At 67.0% G+C, this 14,434-nt stretch carries 17 protein-coding genes and 1 pseudogene; 10 read left to right on the top strand and 8 right to left on the bottom strand.

Going from position 1 to position 14,434, the window contains the following annotated elements; all coding sequences use genetic code 11:
- Positions 1-8: 8 nt before the first annotated feature.
- From FOZ70_RS38120 to FOZ70_RS20320, 7 genes and pseudogenes are all read right to left on the bottom strand, one after another.
- Positions 9-188: pseudogene (locus FOZ70_RS38120) on the bottom strand (MFS transporter); the annotation flags it as partial.
- Between the two features lie 3 nt (positions 189-191).
- Complete coding sequence (gene dmpG / locus FOZ70_RS20345) at positions 192-1,223, bottom strand: 4-hydroxy-2-oxovalerate aldolase (protein WP_048025108.1); 1,032 nt, start codon at positions 1,221-1,223, stop codon at positions 192-194.
- A 16-nt stretch (positions 1,224-1,239) separates the two neighbouring features.
- Positions 1,240-2,139, bottom strand: coding sequence for an acetaldehyde dehydrogenase (acetylating) (locus FOZ70_RS20340; RefSeq protein WP_021159450.1), 900 nt, complete (start codon positions 2,137-2,139; stop codon positions 1,240-1,242).
- 13 nt (positions 2,140-2,152) lie between these two features.
- Entirely contained in the window at positions 2,153-2,935 is a 783-nt protein-coding gene (gene dmpE, locus FOZ70_RS20335) for a 2-oxopent-4-enoate hydratase (protein ID WP_219706589.1), read from the bottom strand.
- A 102-nt stretch (positions 2,936-3,037) separates the two neighbouring features.
- Positions 3,038-4,420, bottom strand: coding sequence for a DUF1329 domain-containing protein (locus FOZ70_RS20330; protein ID WP_060217389.1), 1,383 nt, complete (start codon positions 4,418-4,420; stop codon positions 3,038-3,040).
- A gap of 38 nt (positions 4,421-4,458) precedes the next feature.
- A complete protein-coding gene (locus FOZ70_RS20325; RefSeq protein ID WP_165580609.1) occupies positions 4,459-6,024 on the bottom strand; it encodes a DUF1302 family protein in 1,566 nt (521 codons plus the stop codon).
- 153 nt (positions 6,025-6,177) lie between these two features.
- Positions 6,178-6,957, bottom strand: a complete 780-nt coding sequence (locus FOZ70_RS20320; RefSeq protein WP_219706588.1) for an SDR family oxidoreductase — start codon at positions 6,955-6,957, stop codon at positions 6,178-6,180.
- Between the two features lie 139 nt (positions 6,958-7,096).
- Between FOZ70_RS20320 and FOZ70_RS20315 the strand changes: the two genes are divergently transcribed.
- From FOZ70_RS20315 to FOZ70_RS20270, 10 genes are all read left to right on the top strand, one after another.
- Positions 7,097-7,933, top strand: coding sequence for an alpha/beta hydrolase (locus tag FOZ70_RS20315; RefSeq protein ID WP_048025117.1), 837 nt, complete (start codon positions 7,097-7,099; stop codon positions 7,931-7,933).
- 66 nt (positions 7,934-7,999) lie between these two features.
- Positions 8,000-8,788 carry a glucose 1-dehydrogenase gene (locus FOZ70_RS20310; RefSeq protein ID WP_021159456.1) on the top strand — a complete coding sequence of 263 codons (789 nt, stop codon included), beginning with the start codon at positions 8,000-8,002 and terminating at the stop codon, positions 8,786-8,788.
- 32 nt (positions 8,789-8,820) lie between these two features.
- Entirely contained in the window at positions 8,821-9,570 is a 750-nt protein-coding gene (locus tag FOZ70_RS20305; protein ID WP_059707428.1) for an electron transfer flavoprotein subunit beta/FixA family protein, read from the top strand.
- Between the two features lie 16 nt (positions 9,571-9,586).
- A complete protein-coding gene (locus FOZ70_RS20300) occupies positions 9,587-10,531 on the top strand; it encodes an FAD-binding protein (RefSeq protein ID WP_059707430.1) in 945 nt (314 codons plus the stop codon).
- 2 nt (positions 10,532-10,533) lie between these two features.
- On the top strand, positions 10,534-11,061 hold the full coding sequence (locus FOZ70_RS20295; RefSeq protein ID WP_027791703.1) for a transferase hexapeptide repeat family protein: 528 nt from the start codon (positions 10,534-10,536) through the stop codon (positions 11,059-11,061).
- A gap of 94 nt (positions 11,062-11,155) precedes the next feature.
- Complete coding sequence (locus FOZ70_RS20290) at positions 11,156-11,404, top strand: hypothetical protein (protein ID WP_042978349.1); 249 nt, start codon at positions 11,156-11,158, stop codon at positions 11,402-11,404.
- 224 nt (positions 11,405-11,628) lie between these two features.
- Entirely contained in the window at positions 11,629-11,928 is a 300-nt protein-coding gene (locus tag FOZ70_RS20285; RefSeq protein WP_021164379.1) for a hypothetical protein, read from the top strand.
- Positions 11,929-12,106: 178 nt separating this feature from the next.
- The gene (locus FOZ70_RS20280; protein ID WP_059588880.1) at positions 12,107-12,751 is read left to right on the top strand and encodes a DUF1326 domain-containing protein; all 645 of its coding nucleotides are present in this window, start codon (positions 12,107-12,109) and stop codon (positions 12,749-12,751) included.
- On the top strand, positions 12,748-13,539 hold the full coding sequence (locus tag FOZ70_RS20275; protein ID WP_059707432.1) for a DUF2182 domain-containing protein: 792 nt from the start codon (positions 12,748-12,750) through the stop codon (positions 13,537-13,539). Before FOZ70_RS20280 ends, FOZ70_RS20275 begins: the two co-directional genes overlap by 4 nt.
- A gap of 66 nt (positions 13,540-13,605) precedes the next feature.
- Positions 13,606-13,953 carry a copper-binding protein gene (locus FOZ70_RS20270; protein ID WP_219706587.1) on the top strand — a complete coding sequence of 116 codons (348 nt, stop codon included), beginning with the start codon at positions 13,606-13,608 and terminating at the stop codon, positions 13,951-13,953.
- A 291-nt stretch (positions 13,954-14,244) separates the two neighbouring features.
- Here FOZ70_RS20270 and FOZ70_RS38490 read toward each other — a convergent pair.
- Positions 14,245-14,434, bottom strand: a 190-nt coding sequence (locus FOZ70_RS38490; RefSeq protein WP_219706586.1) for a hypothetical protein, incomplete at its 5' end; no start/stop codon positions are given.

Genomic DNA, 14,434 nt, shown 5'->3' with positions numbered 1-14,434 from the left:
GCGAGCGGCATCGATACCGAAGGCGCGAGCGCGCACAGCAGCGACGCGACGGTGAAGGGGGCCGTGCCTGCGATGAAGATGCGGCGCCGGATGTGCAAATCGGTGAGCAGCCGGCCCGTCGGCAGCAGTGCCGCGCAAGCGAGGTTGTCGTTGCCGACAACCCGTTGCACTGCGCCGACGCAGGCGTTCGCTTACGCCGCCACCTCCCGCGCCCGCACCATCGTCAGCGCCGCATCCTCGATCATGTCCTCCTGCCCGCCGACGAGCCGCTGCCGGCCCAGTTCGACGAGGATGTCGCGTGCGGGAATCCCGTACTTCGCTTCCGCACGCTTCGCGAACAGCAGGAACGACGAGTAGACGCCCGCATAGCCGAGCGTCAGTGCATCGCGGTCGAGGCGGATCGGCGCATCCATGATCGGCACGACGAGATCCTCGGCGACGTCCGAGATCGCGAACACGTCGACGCCCGTCTCGATCCCCATCCGGTCGCATACCGCGACGAACACTTCCATCGGCGTGTTGCCCGCGCCGGCGCCGAGGCCGGCCGCGGCCGCATCGATCCGGTTCGCACCGGCCGCCACGGCCGCGACCGAGTTCGCGACACCCATCGCGAGGTTGTGATGGCCGTGGAAGCCGAGCTCCGTCTCCGGCTTCAGCGCGTCGCGCACCTGGCCGATCCGCGCGGTCACGTCGTCGGGCAGCATGTGGCCGGCCGAATCGGTGATGTAGATGCAGTTCGCGCCGTACGATTCCATCAGCTTCGCCTGCACGACGAGCTGCGCCGGCGACGACATGTGCGCCATCATCAGGAATCCGACCGTATCGAGGCCGAGCGTGCGCGCGAGGCCGATGTGCTGTTCCGATACGTCCGCTTCGGTGCAGTGCGTCGCGACACGGATCGTGCCGACGCCGAGTTCGTGCGCCATGCGCAGATGCTCGACGGTGCCGATGCCGGGCAGCAGCAGCGCCGACACCTTCGCCTGCTTCAGCTCCGGGATCACGGCGCCCAGGTACGCCTCGTCGGTGTGCGCGGGGAAACCGTAGTTGACCGAGGCGCCGCCGAGCCCGTCGCCGTGCGTGACCTCGATCAGCGGCACGCCGGCCGCGTCGAGCCCGCGCGCGATGCTGCGCATCTGGTCGAGCGTGATCTGGTGGCGCTTCGGGTGCATCCCGTCGCGCAGCGACATGTCGTGGACGGTGATCTTCTTGCCTGCAAGTGACATCGTGTGACTCCTCGACTCAAGCGGTGGCGGCCGTCGCGGCCAGCATCTGTTCGGCGAAACGCTCGGCCGTGGCGGCCGCGGCGGCGGTCATGATGTCGAGGTTGCCCGCGTACTTCGGCAGGTAGTCGCCGAGCCCTTCGACCTCCATGAACACCGACACGCGATTGCCGTCGAACACCGGGCCGTTCTTCAGCGTATAGCCGGGCACGTAGCGTTGCACTTCCTTGACCATCGCATGCACGGACGCGGTGATCGCGTCGACGTCGGGCGGGCCGTCGGTCAGGCAGTGGATCGTGTCGCGCATGATCAGCGGCGGCTCGGCCGGGTTGATCACGATGATCGCCTTGCCCTTGCGGGCGCCGCCGACCTGTTCGATCGCGCCGGACGTCGTGCGCGTGAATTCGTCGATGTTCTTGCGCGTGCCGGGGCCGACCGAGCGCGACGATACCGTCGCGACGATCTCGCCGTACGCGACCGGCTGCACGCGCGACACCGCGTACACCATCGGGATCGTCGCCTGGCCGCCGCACGTGACCATGTTCACGTTCATCTGCGCGCTGTCGAGATGCGCGTCGAGGTTCACCGGCGGCACGCAGTACGGCCCGATCGCGGCGGGCGTCAGGTCGATCATCTTCACGCCGAGCGCGGTGAGCTTGTCGGAGTTGTCGCGGTGCACGTAGGCCGACGTCGCGTCGAACGCGATGCGGATATCGTCGGCGGCGACGTGCGGCAGCAGCCCGTCAACGCCCTTGTCGGTGGTCTTCAGGCCGAATTCGCGGGCGCGCGCGAGGCCGTCGGAGGCCGGATCGACACCGACCATCCACACGGGTTCGAGCACCGGCGAGCGGCGCAGCTTGACCAACAGGTCGGTGCCGATGTTGCCGGGCCCGATCAGTGCGCATTTGATTTTCTTCATCAGGATGGTTCCTTTAGATAAAGCGGACGTCGCAAGTGCCGATGCCGGAGATATGCATCGACAGTGCGTCGCCGGCCGTGACCGGAATCAGTTTCGCGAGCGAGCCGGACAGCACGATCTCGCCGGCAAGCAGCGGCACGTCGTACGCGGCGAGCGTGTTCGCGAGCCACGCGACCGCGTCGGCGGGATGGCCGAGCGCCGCGTCGCCGCGGCCTTGCGCGACGGGCTCGCCGTTCTTCTCGATCGTCATCTCGCACGCGGCGAGATCGAGCGTGCGCGGGTCGACGCGCGTTTCGCCGAGCACGTACACGCCGCACGACGCGTTGTCGGCGACAGTGTCCTCGATGCGGATCGCCCAGTCGCGGATGCGCGAGTCGACGATCTCGAAGCAGGGCGCGACGGCGGCCGTCGCGGCGATCACGTCGGTGCGGTCGATGCCGGGGCCGCGCAGGTCGCGCGCGAGGATGAACGCGATCTCGCCCTCGGCGCGCGGCGCGATCAGCGAATCGGCGGCGATCGCCTCGCCGGCCGCGTAGTGCATGCCCGACAGCAGGATGCCGAAATCGGGCTGGCGCACGTTCAGCATGTCCTGCACGGCCTGGCTCGTCACGCCGATCTTCTTGCCGACGACCGCCTCGCCGTGTTCGACGCGGCGTTCGATGAAGCGCTGCTGGATGCGGTACGCGTCGTCGAGCGACAGGCGGCGCGCCCGGCCCGACAGCGGCGCGACCGGTGCGCGCGCGTGCCATGCGGCGTACAGCTCGTCACCGAGCGTCGTATGCAGGCGGGAAGACATGAAAGGGCCCTCGAATGGAAATGGCCGCCGTCACGGGCGGCGTGGTGCGCCGGAGCGGGGCTCCGGCGCGTGGGTCACGGGCATGCCGCGTCGGTCGGTCGATCAGTTGCCCGAACTGCGGATCGCGTCAGGCGAGAAATACGCCTCGTTGAACTGCGGGCTGTTGTCGAGCTTCGGCATCGGGCCTTCGTTCGTCAGGCGGTCGGCCATGTACGCGCCGGAGATCAGGTCGTGGAAGAACACCGCGCTCGGGTAGAACACCTTCGCGTCGTAGGCGTACAGCGACGTCGCGACGTTGGTGCGCCACAGCTGGCCGCGCGCGTCGTAGTTGTCCGCGAGCAGCGATTGCCACGAATCCTCGTCGATGTACAGCACGCGCTTCGCGTACTGATGACGGTAGCCGCTCTTCAGCGTGGCCTGCAGCACCCACACGCGATGCAGTTCGTAGCGGATGTAGCTCGGGTTCTCGTGGCCCTTGGTCAGCAGTTCGCCGTACTTCACCGCGCTGTCCATCACCTTGTAGTTGTTGTACGGCACGTAGATCTCGCGCTTGCCGACGATCTTCCAGTCGTAGCGATCGCCGGGGCCGTTGTACAGGCGGTCGTCGTCGACCGTGCGGAAGCCGCCCGGGCCCTGCGGCTGGTCGTAGCCGTATTCGGGCGCCTGACGCACGCGCCGCGTGCCGGGGTTGTACATCCACGTGCGCGACGAGTTGTCCGCGCCGGCCTTGTCCCAGTTCGTGAAGCCGACGATCAGCGAGCCGCGGTCGGACAGCGGCAGCTCCGTCGCGTTGCGGTAGTACGTGCGGTTGTTCAGGTCGCTCTTGACGTCGTACTTGCCGACGTTGCGCGGCGAGTAGATGTCGTAGCGCACCTTGCCCCACGCGATGTTGCCGTCGGAGTAGACGACTGCCTGGTCGTAGGTGGCCTGCTCGGTGCCGATCGACGACGAGAAGCGCTGGTTCCACAGCAATTCGGCGGCGGTCTTCGGGATCGGATAGGGCACCGTCGGCGGCGCGTTCGTGAGGCCGTTCGCGTCGGGTGTCATCGTCGAGTCCGGCGCATAAGTGCGAATGTCCTTGTAGACGGAATCCGGGTAGCGGAAGTCGCGGTGGCTCGGGTAGACGACGATCTTGAACGTGGCCGGATAGCGCTTGAACATCGCCTTCTGGCCGTCGGTCAGGTGCTCGGCGTACTGCGCCATGTTCTCCGCGGTGATCGTCGCGACCGGCTTCTCGCTCGCGTACGGATCGGGGTAACGGCTGCCGCGCTTGTACTGCACGTCCGGCGGCGTGCCGAGCCACTTGCCCGACCACTCGGGCACGCCGCTGTCCTTGCTCGCGGCGCGCACGGCGCCCATCGGGGTCAACTGGCCGTCGAGCGCCTTCAGGTCGTCCGGCGTGACCTTCGGGTACGACGCCGTCGCGGCGAGTGCGCACGCGGCGATAACCGAGGCGCGCAGGAGGGGGAGACGAATTCGCTTCATGACAAATCCTCTTGCTGAGTGACGAGCGGCCGGGCCGCTCAGAAGTGATAGGTCGCCGTGGCCAGCACGTAGTCGCGATCCGCGAGCGGGCGCGTGACCGGGTTCGGCGAGCCGAGGAACTTCGCGTAGACGAGCGACAGCTGCAGGTTGCTCAGGCGCGTGAACGTCACGCCGGCCGTCACGCGGTGGTCGCCCTGGCCCGTCAGCGAGCCGAGCGCGCCGGCGAGCGGCGACGTGCCCGTCAGGTCGTGCGTGTAGGTCAGCGGCACGTCGAGATCCCAGCCGTTGAACACGTTCTTGTAGCTGAGCGTCCACGCGATCTCCATCGCGAGCGCGTTGCGCGAATTCGCGAGCGTGGTCGACCCGCCTTGCTCCGAGATGCTGCCCGCGTGCACGTACGTGAGTTCGCCGATCAGCGACTGCGAATTCGCGAGGAAACTCGGCCCGATCGAGTAGATGCCGGACAGGTTGGTCTGCAGCACGTTCGCGCGCGTCGACTGCGGGCCCATAGCGGTATTGACGAGCACGGCCGCGCCCTGGCGGTACGACACTTCGCCCGCGACGTTCACGGGGCCGACCTGCGTCGAGAAGCTCGCACCGGTCAGCTTGATGTTGTTGAAGTAGGTCTGCTGGTACTGGAGCGTCGGGAAGTACGTCGTGACGACACTCGGGTTCATGTCGTTGTAGTGCAGGTGATACACGCCCAGCTCCGTGTCGCCGAACACGCGGAAGCGCGCGCCGATCCCCCACTGGTTGCGTGCGCTCGGCTTGTCGTCGGCGCCGCGCGGAATGATCATCCCACCCGGGCCGATGATGAACTGCGCGCCCGGGCCAACCACGTCCGAATAGCTCCAGTAGGTGCCCGGCGCGGTGAGGCGGTTCTCCTTGAACGCGAACTGGTAGTACGCGAGCAGGCTGAAGTTCGGCGTGATCTGCCACTGCGTCGAGATCTGCGGCACCGGCAGCAGGATGTCCTTCACCTCGGCGCCGGCCATGTACGACTTGGTCGCGTCGGCGGGGCCCTGCGCGCCCGCGATGTTCGGGAAGAACAGGCTTTCGCCCCACGCGACCACTTGATCGCCGACCTTCACGTTCAGGCTCGTCGAGCCGATGTGGAACGTGTTGTACGCGTACGCGGCGAGCAGCGTCGTGTGGCCGCCCGACCAGTAGCGCGCGTCGCTCGTGAAATTGTTGTACTGGCCCGACTGGTTCACGGTGCCCGGCGCGTCGTTGTAGTTCGGGCGGTGGTACGCCTGGTCGTAGAACGTGTCGGCCCGCACGAACACACCCCAGTCGTCGTGCTTCAGGTTCACTTCGCCGAGCAGGCTGACCTGGTTCTCGATCAGCTTGTTCTTCGCAAAGTTGCGATCGCCGTCGTCGCCGTTGATGTTCGCCGGCGTGAGGAGATTGCCGCTCGGTGCGCGGGTGCGCATGCCGAGGCCGTAACTGAGCGTGAACGTGTAGTCCAGCGTCGTGTCGGCGCCCAGCTCGATCGTGCTGCCGGCGTGCGCGTTGGGAACGGCGCACGTCAGCAGCGCGGCGGCCAGCGTCGACAGCGTGGCGGTTGCCCGCTTGCCGGTACGGCGCGAAATCCGTTGATGCATGGTGTCTCCTCTTGGGGGTATCGACGACGGTCGACTATGTGTTGTCGTGAGAGGCAGAGTAGGGAGATCGCGGTAGCAGGGAATCGTCAAAATGAACTAGATGACTTCCCTAGGACTGGCAACGATCGCGCGAGGCCGCGTGCGCGGCGCGTGTCATCGCGCGTCCGCCTGTGCCGCCGACAGGAACGCGGGCCGTTCGCCGCCGCCGTCGAGCCGCAGGTTCGCGCCCGACGTGTACGACGCGCCGGGCGACGCGAGAAAGAGGCACGCGGAGGCAACGTCGTCGGGTGTCGCGAGGCGGCCGGCGGGAATCGTCGCGCGGATCGCGTCGAGCGCATCGTCGTCGCCATAGTGGCCTTCGGTGGCCGATTCCGTCTGCACGAGGCTCGGGCTGATCGCACACACGCGCACCCGCGGCGCCCACTCGACCGCGAGCGACGTGACCGCATTGACGAGGCCCGCTTTCGCGGCGCCGTACGCGGCCGTGCCGGGCGACGGCCGCGACGCGCTGACGCTCGCGATGAACAGCATCACGCCGCCCTCGCGCTGCGGCTGCATGATCGCGTTCACGCGCTGCGCGAGCTGCAGCGGTGCGGTCAGGTTCAGCCGCACGATCGATTCGGTGAAGCGCGGCGACGCATCGGCTGCAAGCGCGAACGGCGAGCCGCCCGCGTTGTTGACGAGCACGTCGAGGCCGCCGGCCTCCGCGCGGATGGTTGCGAGCATCGCGTCGACCTGCTCGATGTCGCGCAGGTCGGCCGCGACGAATGCCGCCGTGCGGCCGCCGGCCGCGGGCGGCGTGTCGGGTGCGCTGCGTCCGCAGACGAACACGCGTGCCCCCGCCGCGAGAAACCGTTCGGCGATGCGCCGCCCGATGCCCTTGGTGCCGCCCGTCACGAGCACTGTCTTGCCGCTGTAGTCGAATCCGTTCATCGTCTGCCTCCGTTTCGGTGGGCCGATGATAGGAAGAAGCGCGCGCGGCTTCGTAGTCTGAAAGGACGATGCCGGCCGGCGCCGGCGACGCAATCATCGTGGTCAGGCATCCATCGAACGACGAAGGAGACAACCCGCGATGACGATCCCCACGACGCCGCCGGCCGGCATCTTCACCGACGTGCCGGGCGGCCTGCGCCTGCACCATTACGAGGCGGGCGAAGGCCGGCCCGTGGTGTTCATCCACGGCAGCGGCCCGGGCGCCAGCGGTTTCAGCAATTTCAAGCACAACGTGCCCGCGTTCGCGGCGGCCGGCCATCGCGCGATCGTCGTCGACCTGCCGGGCTACGGGCAGTCCTCGAAGCCGTCCGACGTCGCCTATACGCTCGATTTCTTCGTCGGCGCGCTGCATGCGCAACTGGACGCGCTCGGGATCGGGCCGGCCGTGCTGCTCGGCAACTCGCTCGGCGGCGCGATCGCGCTCAAGTACGCGCTCGATTACCCGGACGAAGTCGACGGGCTGATCATGATGGCGCCGGGCGGCGTCGAGGATCGCGATACCTATTTCCGGATGGAAGGCATCCAGCGGATGGTGAAGCTGTTCACCAATCGCCAGATGAATGACGACACGATGCGCGAGCTGCTGACGCTGCTCGTGCACGATCCGGCGATCGTCACCGACGCGCTCGTGGCCGAGCGGATGAAGGTGTGCGTCGAGCAGCCGACCGAAGTGCTGTCGACGATGAGCGTGCCGAACCTGACCGGTGCGCTCGGCGACCTGCGCTGCCCGGTGCTGGGTTTCTGGGGAACGGACGACCGTTTCAATCCGGTCGGCGGCGCGCTGAAGTTCCTCGAACACTGCCGCGACGCGCGTTTCGTGCTGATGAACCGGTGCGGCCACTGGGTGATGGTGGAACACGCCGACTATTTCAATCGGGAATGCCTCGATTTTCTTGCGGCGCGGAATACGCGATAACGCCGGATGCCCGCGAGGGCCTGCCCCGATGCGGGCGGGCCGTCTGATCACATACATGGAGACGACATGAAGCTCATCGAAGACCTGTTCGACCTGCGCGGCAAGGTGGCCGCGATCACCGGCGGCGCGCGCGGCATCGGCGCGGAGACCGCGCGCACGCTGGCCGCGGCCGGGGCGAGCGTCGCGATTCTCGACGTGCTGTCGCAACCGGCGGAAGCGCTCGTCGAGGAAATCCGCGCGCAGGGCGGCCAGGCCGCGTTCTGGGCGCTCGACGTGACGCAGGAGGCCGACGTGGCGCGCGTGTTCGGCGAAATCGTCGCGCGCTTCGGGCGCCTCGACGTGCTCGTCAACAACGCGGGCATCGAAGGCCACAACGTGCCGACGCACGAGCTCACGCTCGCGCAGTGGCAGCGCGTGCAGGACGTGAACGTGAACGGCGTGTTCCTGTGCACGCGTGCCGCGATTCCGCATATCGACGCGGCCGGCGGCGGGTCGATCGTGAACCTGTCGTCGATGTACGGGATCGTCGGCGGCCCCGACGTGCCCGCGTATCACGCGTCGAAGGCCGCGGTGCGGATGATGGCGAAGGTCGACGCGATGCTGTATGCGGCGAAGAACATCCGCGCGAACTCGGTGCACCCCGGCTATATCCGCACGCCGATGCTCGAGGACGCGTTCCGCCAGATGGGGCAGGACCCGGACAACGTGTTCGGCTACCTGCAGACGCACGTGCCGATGGCGAAGATCGGCAGCCCGCGCGACATCGCGGCCGGCATCCTGTATCTCGTGTCGCCGGCCGGGCGTTACGTGACGGGCGCGGAGCTCGTGATCGACGGCGGTTATACCGCGCGCTGACGCGGCTATCGCACCACAAGGGAGACGCGCAGTTGAAAGTGCTCGTGGCAGTGAAACGCGTGGTCGACGCGAACGTGAAGGTCGGCGTGAAATCCGACCGGACGGGCGTCGACATCGCGAACGTGAAGATGTCGATGAACCCGTTCGACGAGATTGCGGTGGAGGAGGCCGTGCGGTTGAAGGAGGCCGGTGTCGTGACCGAAGTGGTCGCGGTGTCGGTTGGCGTCGCGCAGGCGCAGGAAACGCTGCGCACGGCGCTCGCGATCGGCGCGGATCGCGCGATCCTCGTCGAATCGAACGACAGCGTAGAACCGCTGGCCGTCGCGAAGGTGTTGAAGGCGCTGGTCGACAAGGAGCAGCCGTCGCTCGTGATTCTCGGCAAGCAGGCGATCGATGACGATTCGAACCAGACCGGGCAGATGCTGGCCGCGCTGGCCGGTTTGCCGCAGGCGACGTTTGCATCGAAGGTGGTGGTGGCCGACGGGCGTGCGACGGTTGCGCGCGAAGTCGACGGCGGCGCGGAAACGCTGTCGCTTCGACTGCCGGCCGTGGTGACCACCGACCTGCGTTTGAACGAGCCGCGCTACGTGACCTTGCCGAACATCATGAAGGCGAAGAAGAAGCCGCTCGAGATCGTGCAGCCCGGCGACCTTGGCGTGGATGTGACGCCGCGTTTGAAAGTGCTCAACGTGAACGAGCCGCCGAAGCGCGCAGCCGGCATGAAGGTGCCGGACGTGCAGACGCTGGTCGCGAAGCTGAAGACCGAAGCCAGGGTGCTGTAACAGGGAACGCAACGAAATGACGATTCTGGTAATTGCGGAACACGACAACGCATCGATCAAGGCCGCGACACTCAATGCGGTGGCGGCTGCGCAGGCGCTCGGCGCGGCAGGTGGCGGTGACGTGCATGTTCTGGTCGCGGGCCACGACGCGCAAGGCGCGGCCGATGCGGCAGCGAAGATCGCAGGTGTGTCGAAGGTGTTGCTGGCCGATGCGCAGCAACTGGCCGACGGCCTCGCGGAAAACGTCGAGGCGACCGTGCTGAACATCGCGAAGGACTATTCGCACATCCTCGCGCCGGCGACCGCATACGGCAAGAACATCGCGCCGCGTATCGCCGCGAAGCTGGACGTCGCGCAGGTCTCCGAGATCACGGCGGTCGTGTCGGCCGATACCTTCGAGCGCCCGATCTACGCGGGCAACGCGATCGCGACGGTGCAGTCGGGCGACCCGATCAAGGTCATCACGGTGCGTGCGACGGGTTTCGACCCGGTTGCAGCGGAAGGCGGCAGCGCGGTGGTCGAGAAGATCGAAGCGGCGGCAGACGCCGGCAAGTCGCAGTTCGTGAGCCGTGAGGTGACGAAGCTGGACCGTCCGGAACTCACGAGCGCAAGCATCATCGTGTCGGGCGGCCGAGGTCTGGGCAGCGGCGAGAACTACACGAAGGTGCTGGAGCCGCTGGCGGACAAGTTGAGCGCAGCGCTCGGCGCCTCGCGCGCGGCAGTCGACGCCGGCTACGTGCCGAACGACTACCAGGTCGGCCAGACCGGCAAGATCGTCGCACCGCAGCTGTACATCGCGGTGGGCATCTCGGGTGCGATCCAGCATCTGGCCGGGATGAAGGATTCGAAGGTGATCGTCGCGATCAACAAGGACCCGGAAGCGCCGATCTTCAGCGTGGCCGACTACGGCGTGGTCGGCGACCTGTTTACGCTCGTGCCGGAAGCGGTCGCGGCGCTCTGACGATGCCGCTGTTCGAATTCAACGGGATGCGGCCGCGCGTCGATCCGTCCGCGTACGTCGACCCGAGCGCGGTCGTGATCGGCGACGTGACGATCGGCGCGCGCTGCTACATCGGCCCGCATGCGAGCCTGCGCGGCGACTTCGGTGCGATCGTCGTCGAGGACGGCAGCAACGTGCAGGATGGCTGCGTGCTGCACGTCGGGATCGGCGAGACGTGCCGGCTCGGCGTCAACAGCCACATCGGTCACGGCGCGATCGTGCATGGCGCGACGCTCGAACCCGACACGATGATCGGAATGAATGCGGTCGTGATGGACGGCGCGACCATCGGCGCCACGACGATCGTTGCCGCGTGCGCATTCGTGAAGGCCGGCTACGACGTGCCGCGCGGCGTGCTGCTCGCGGGCATGCCGGGGCGGGTCGTGCGTCGGCTGAGCGACGCGGAGATCGACGCGAAGGCGAACGGCACGCGGATTTATCAGCAGCTGGCAGCGGATTGCCTGAGGACGATCAGGCGGATCGACGCGTGAGCGAAAGGCATCCGGGGGCAGGATGCGACGGATTGCCGGGCAGGTTGCCGTTGCCGTAAGATCGGCACTGGCTTTCCACCGGCATTCGCGTCACATGAAAAAGAACGTCCGTTTGCGGCTCACGGTCATCGCGTCGGCTTTTGCCGTCTACAGCGTTTATATGCACATCCAGCAGCTCATCAGCGGCTGCGTGTGGGTCAGGGGCCATCAGCGCTGCAGCTTCGAAAACAGCGCGAATTTCGAAGGCTGGATGGATCTCGACCTGATGATCGCCTGTTGCTGGGTCGCCGCGGCGGTGGTGGGCTGGATTTCCGTCGTGCAGGCCACGAAGAAGCCGGGTTGAAGGCGGGTAGTTCTGTCGCGCGAATCCGGTTTCTGTCAATCCGTGACAACGATCATCGGCGCCGCGCCGTCCGCGATCGACACGCATCTGCGGCTGCTCGAGGAGGCGACCGGCGTATCGTTGCTCGAGCGCGCGCCGCGGGGGCTGCGGCCGGCGTTGTGCTTTTCCCCTCCGCGCCGGGATAATGATCCGGCGTCGCGCACGCTGCGCGAGGGGAGGCTCCCATGCAATTTCCGACGGGATCGGTGGTCGCGCTCAGTTCGGCCGCCGCGACGATGTTTTCGATGGGCATGCTGTTTCTCGGCTACTGGGGATTGCACGAGCCGTTGCCCTGGCGGTTCGGCGATTACGTCGTGATCGTGCTCGCGCTCGCGGGTTTCGCGTGCCTCGCCAGCGTGCCTTTTCTCGCGACTTCGCCGATGAAGACCGCCGGCGACGAGTCGCGGATGCTCGTCGCGCGGCGCGTGTTCCTGTGCGGCGCAAGTGCCGTGTGGTGTGCGATCGTCGCGTCGCTGGTCGTGTGACGTGCGGGCGTGACGTCTGGATCTGAGCGGCCGTCCGCGAGCCGGTCGGCGCGCCATGCGCGCCACCGGAATTCGCGGGTTTCTCCCGTCGTATCGGTCATCCGTTCCCGCTTTGATTTCCCCGATGCCGTGCACTAGATTCGAAGCGTTCATGTGTTACAGCGCGCGAGGTGAAGCCATGACGCCGTGGGAGATTCAGGGCACCGAAATGATGAGCTGCAATTGCTCATACGGATGCCCTTGCCAGTTCAATGCACCGCCGACTCACGGCGGATGCGAAGCAATGGGTGCGATTTCGATCGACAGCGGCCACCATGGCGACGTGGTGCTCGACGGCGTCAGGATCGCGGTCGTGTTTCAGTGGCCGGGGGCGGTCCACGAAGGCCGGGGCAAGTGCCAGCCGATCGTCGACGAGCGCGCGAGTCCGGCGCAGCGCGAAGCGGTGCTGAAGATCATGACCGGTCAGGATACCGATCCGTTTGCGACGATGTTCGCGGTATTCGCGTCGACGCTCGAGCACGCGTTCGAGCCGATCTTCACGAAGATCGATTTCGACGTCGATGTCGATGCGCGGCACGGCCGGATTCATGTCGACGGCGTGTTCGACGTCGCGGGCGATCCGATCCGCAACCCGGTGACGGGCGCCGAGCATCGCGCGCGGATCGACCTGCCGAACGGTTTCGAGTACGAACTCGCCGAGATCGGTTCGGGCACCGGGCGCTCGCAAGGCAACATCGTGCTGAACCTCGACGGAACCTATGCGCAGTTCGCGCGGCTGCACCTGAACAACCACGGGCTGATCCGGCATCGCGCGGCGGCATGACCCCGTTCGACACCTGGCTCGGGCGCGAGCGCGTCGTCATGCTGCTCGGCATGGCCGCGCTCGTCGGCGTGTGCTGGTTCTACCTGTGGACCGGCGCGGGCACCGGCATGTCGGCGCTGCAGATGACGGCGATCGCGCTCTTTCCGCATCGGCTGACGGGCGACATGGGCAGCATGGATCCGTCGCTGCCGACCGTGATCGCGATGTGGTGGGTGATGATGATCGCGATGATGACGCCCAGCGCGGCGCCGCTCGTGATGCTCTACCGGCGTGTGCTAACGCATCGCGGCGCGGACGGCGCGGCGGCTGCGTTGACGTCGCTGTCGCTGCTGGCCGGCTATCTGGCCGCGTGGTTCGCGTTCTCGGTCGGCGCGGCGTTGCTCCAGCAACTGCTGCAGCCGGCCGGGCTGATCTCCGCGATGATGCTGTGGTCGAAGAGTGCGGTGCTTTCCGCGGCCGTGCTCGCGCTGGCCGGGCTCTATCAATTCTCGCCGCTGAAACGTGCATGCCTTCGGCAATGCCGCGCGCCGGCCGCCTTTCTGGTTGCGCACTGGCGTCCGGGCATCGCCGGCAGTTTCCTGCTCGGTGCGCGACACGGGATGTATTGCGTCGGGTGCTGCGGGTTGCTGATGGCGCTGCTGTTCGTCGGCGGCGTGATGAACGTCGTGTGGATCGCCGCGCTGTCGGTGTTCGTGTTCGCGGAAAAAATCCTGCCCGGCGGCGAGCGCGCCGGGCGCGTGCTGGGCGTCGTGCTGATCGCATGGGCCGGTGCGACGTTGTTCGTTTGAGCCGGGCATCCGCGTCGCGGCTTCGATGAACAACGGGAATGTCTTCGAGGCTGCGGGGGACGATCGATGAATACCTGCTTTCACGCTTTCGCCGCGTGGTGCGCGGCGGCAGTCGTCGCGATGCCGGCGTTCGCGGGCAGCGACATGCCTGCGATGAGCATGGGGAGTTCGAAGATGTCGGCGCCGGATGCGGCGCTGACCGATGCCGAGGTCAAGGAGATCGATGCCGGGCGCGGGCTGGTCATGTTGAAGCATGGCCCGCTCGACAACGTCGGGATGCCGCCGATGACGATGGCGTTCAAGGTCGGCGATGCGGCGATGCTGACGTCGCTTCATGTCGACGACAAGGTCAGGGTGCGCGTCGAAAGCGTGAACGGCACGCTTACGATTGTGAAGATCGTGAAGCGTCCGTGACGACGCGTGGCATGTGCAATGTGCCGGGACCGGCGGTGTGCGGTCCCGGTCGTTTTTTTGGGGGAGTCGTGCTACGTAACGCCGGATCGGTGTTACGTCGGTGCTGCCGGAACGCACGGCCGGATTGAACGCTGCGGATGGAGGCGCGGGCGATGTGCTGCGCGGGAGTATGGCGTCGGCAGGGGCGCTGCGGTGCGGCGGCGGGATCGTTACCGGAACCGACGGGCATGGCACGGTAGATGCTTGCAGGAAGGATCGCGCTGAATTGCAGACGGGGGCTTCCATGCAAAATCATTTCATCAAGGCAAACGTTGCGCTCGCCGCGATTGCCGCGGCGTGTGCGCTGGCGGCGTGCGGCGGCAGCGATGTCACGGCGCCGAAGCCGGGTGGCAACAACATCGGAACGAGTACGAGCGGGACGGGTGGTACGAGCGGGACGAGTGGGACGAGCGGCACGAGTGGCACAAGCGGCACAAGCGGC

Source organism: Burkholderia sp. COPS (assembly GCF_019425585.1).
Lineage (GTDB): Bacteria > Pseudomonadota > Gammaproteobacteria > Burkholderiales > Burkholderiaceae > Burkholderia > Burkholderia cepacia.
The sequence above is the reverse complement of the archived record's forward strand: the minus strand, read 5'-3'. Positions and strand labels throughout refer to the sequence as shown.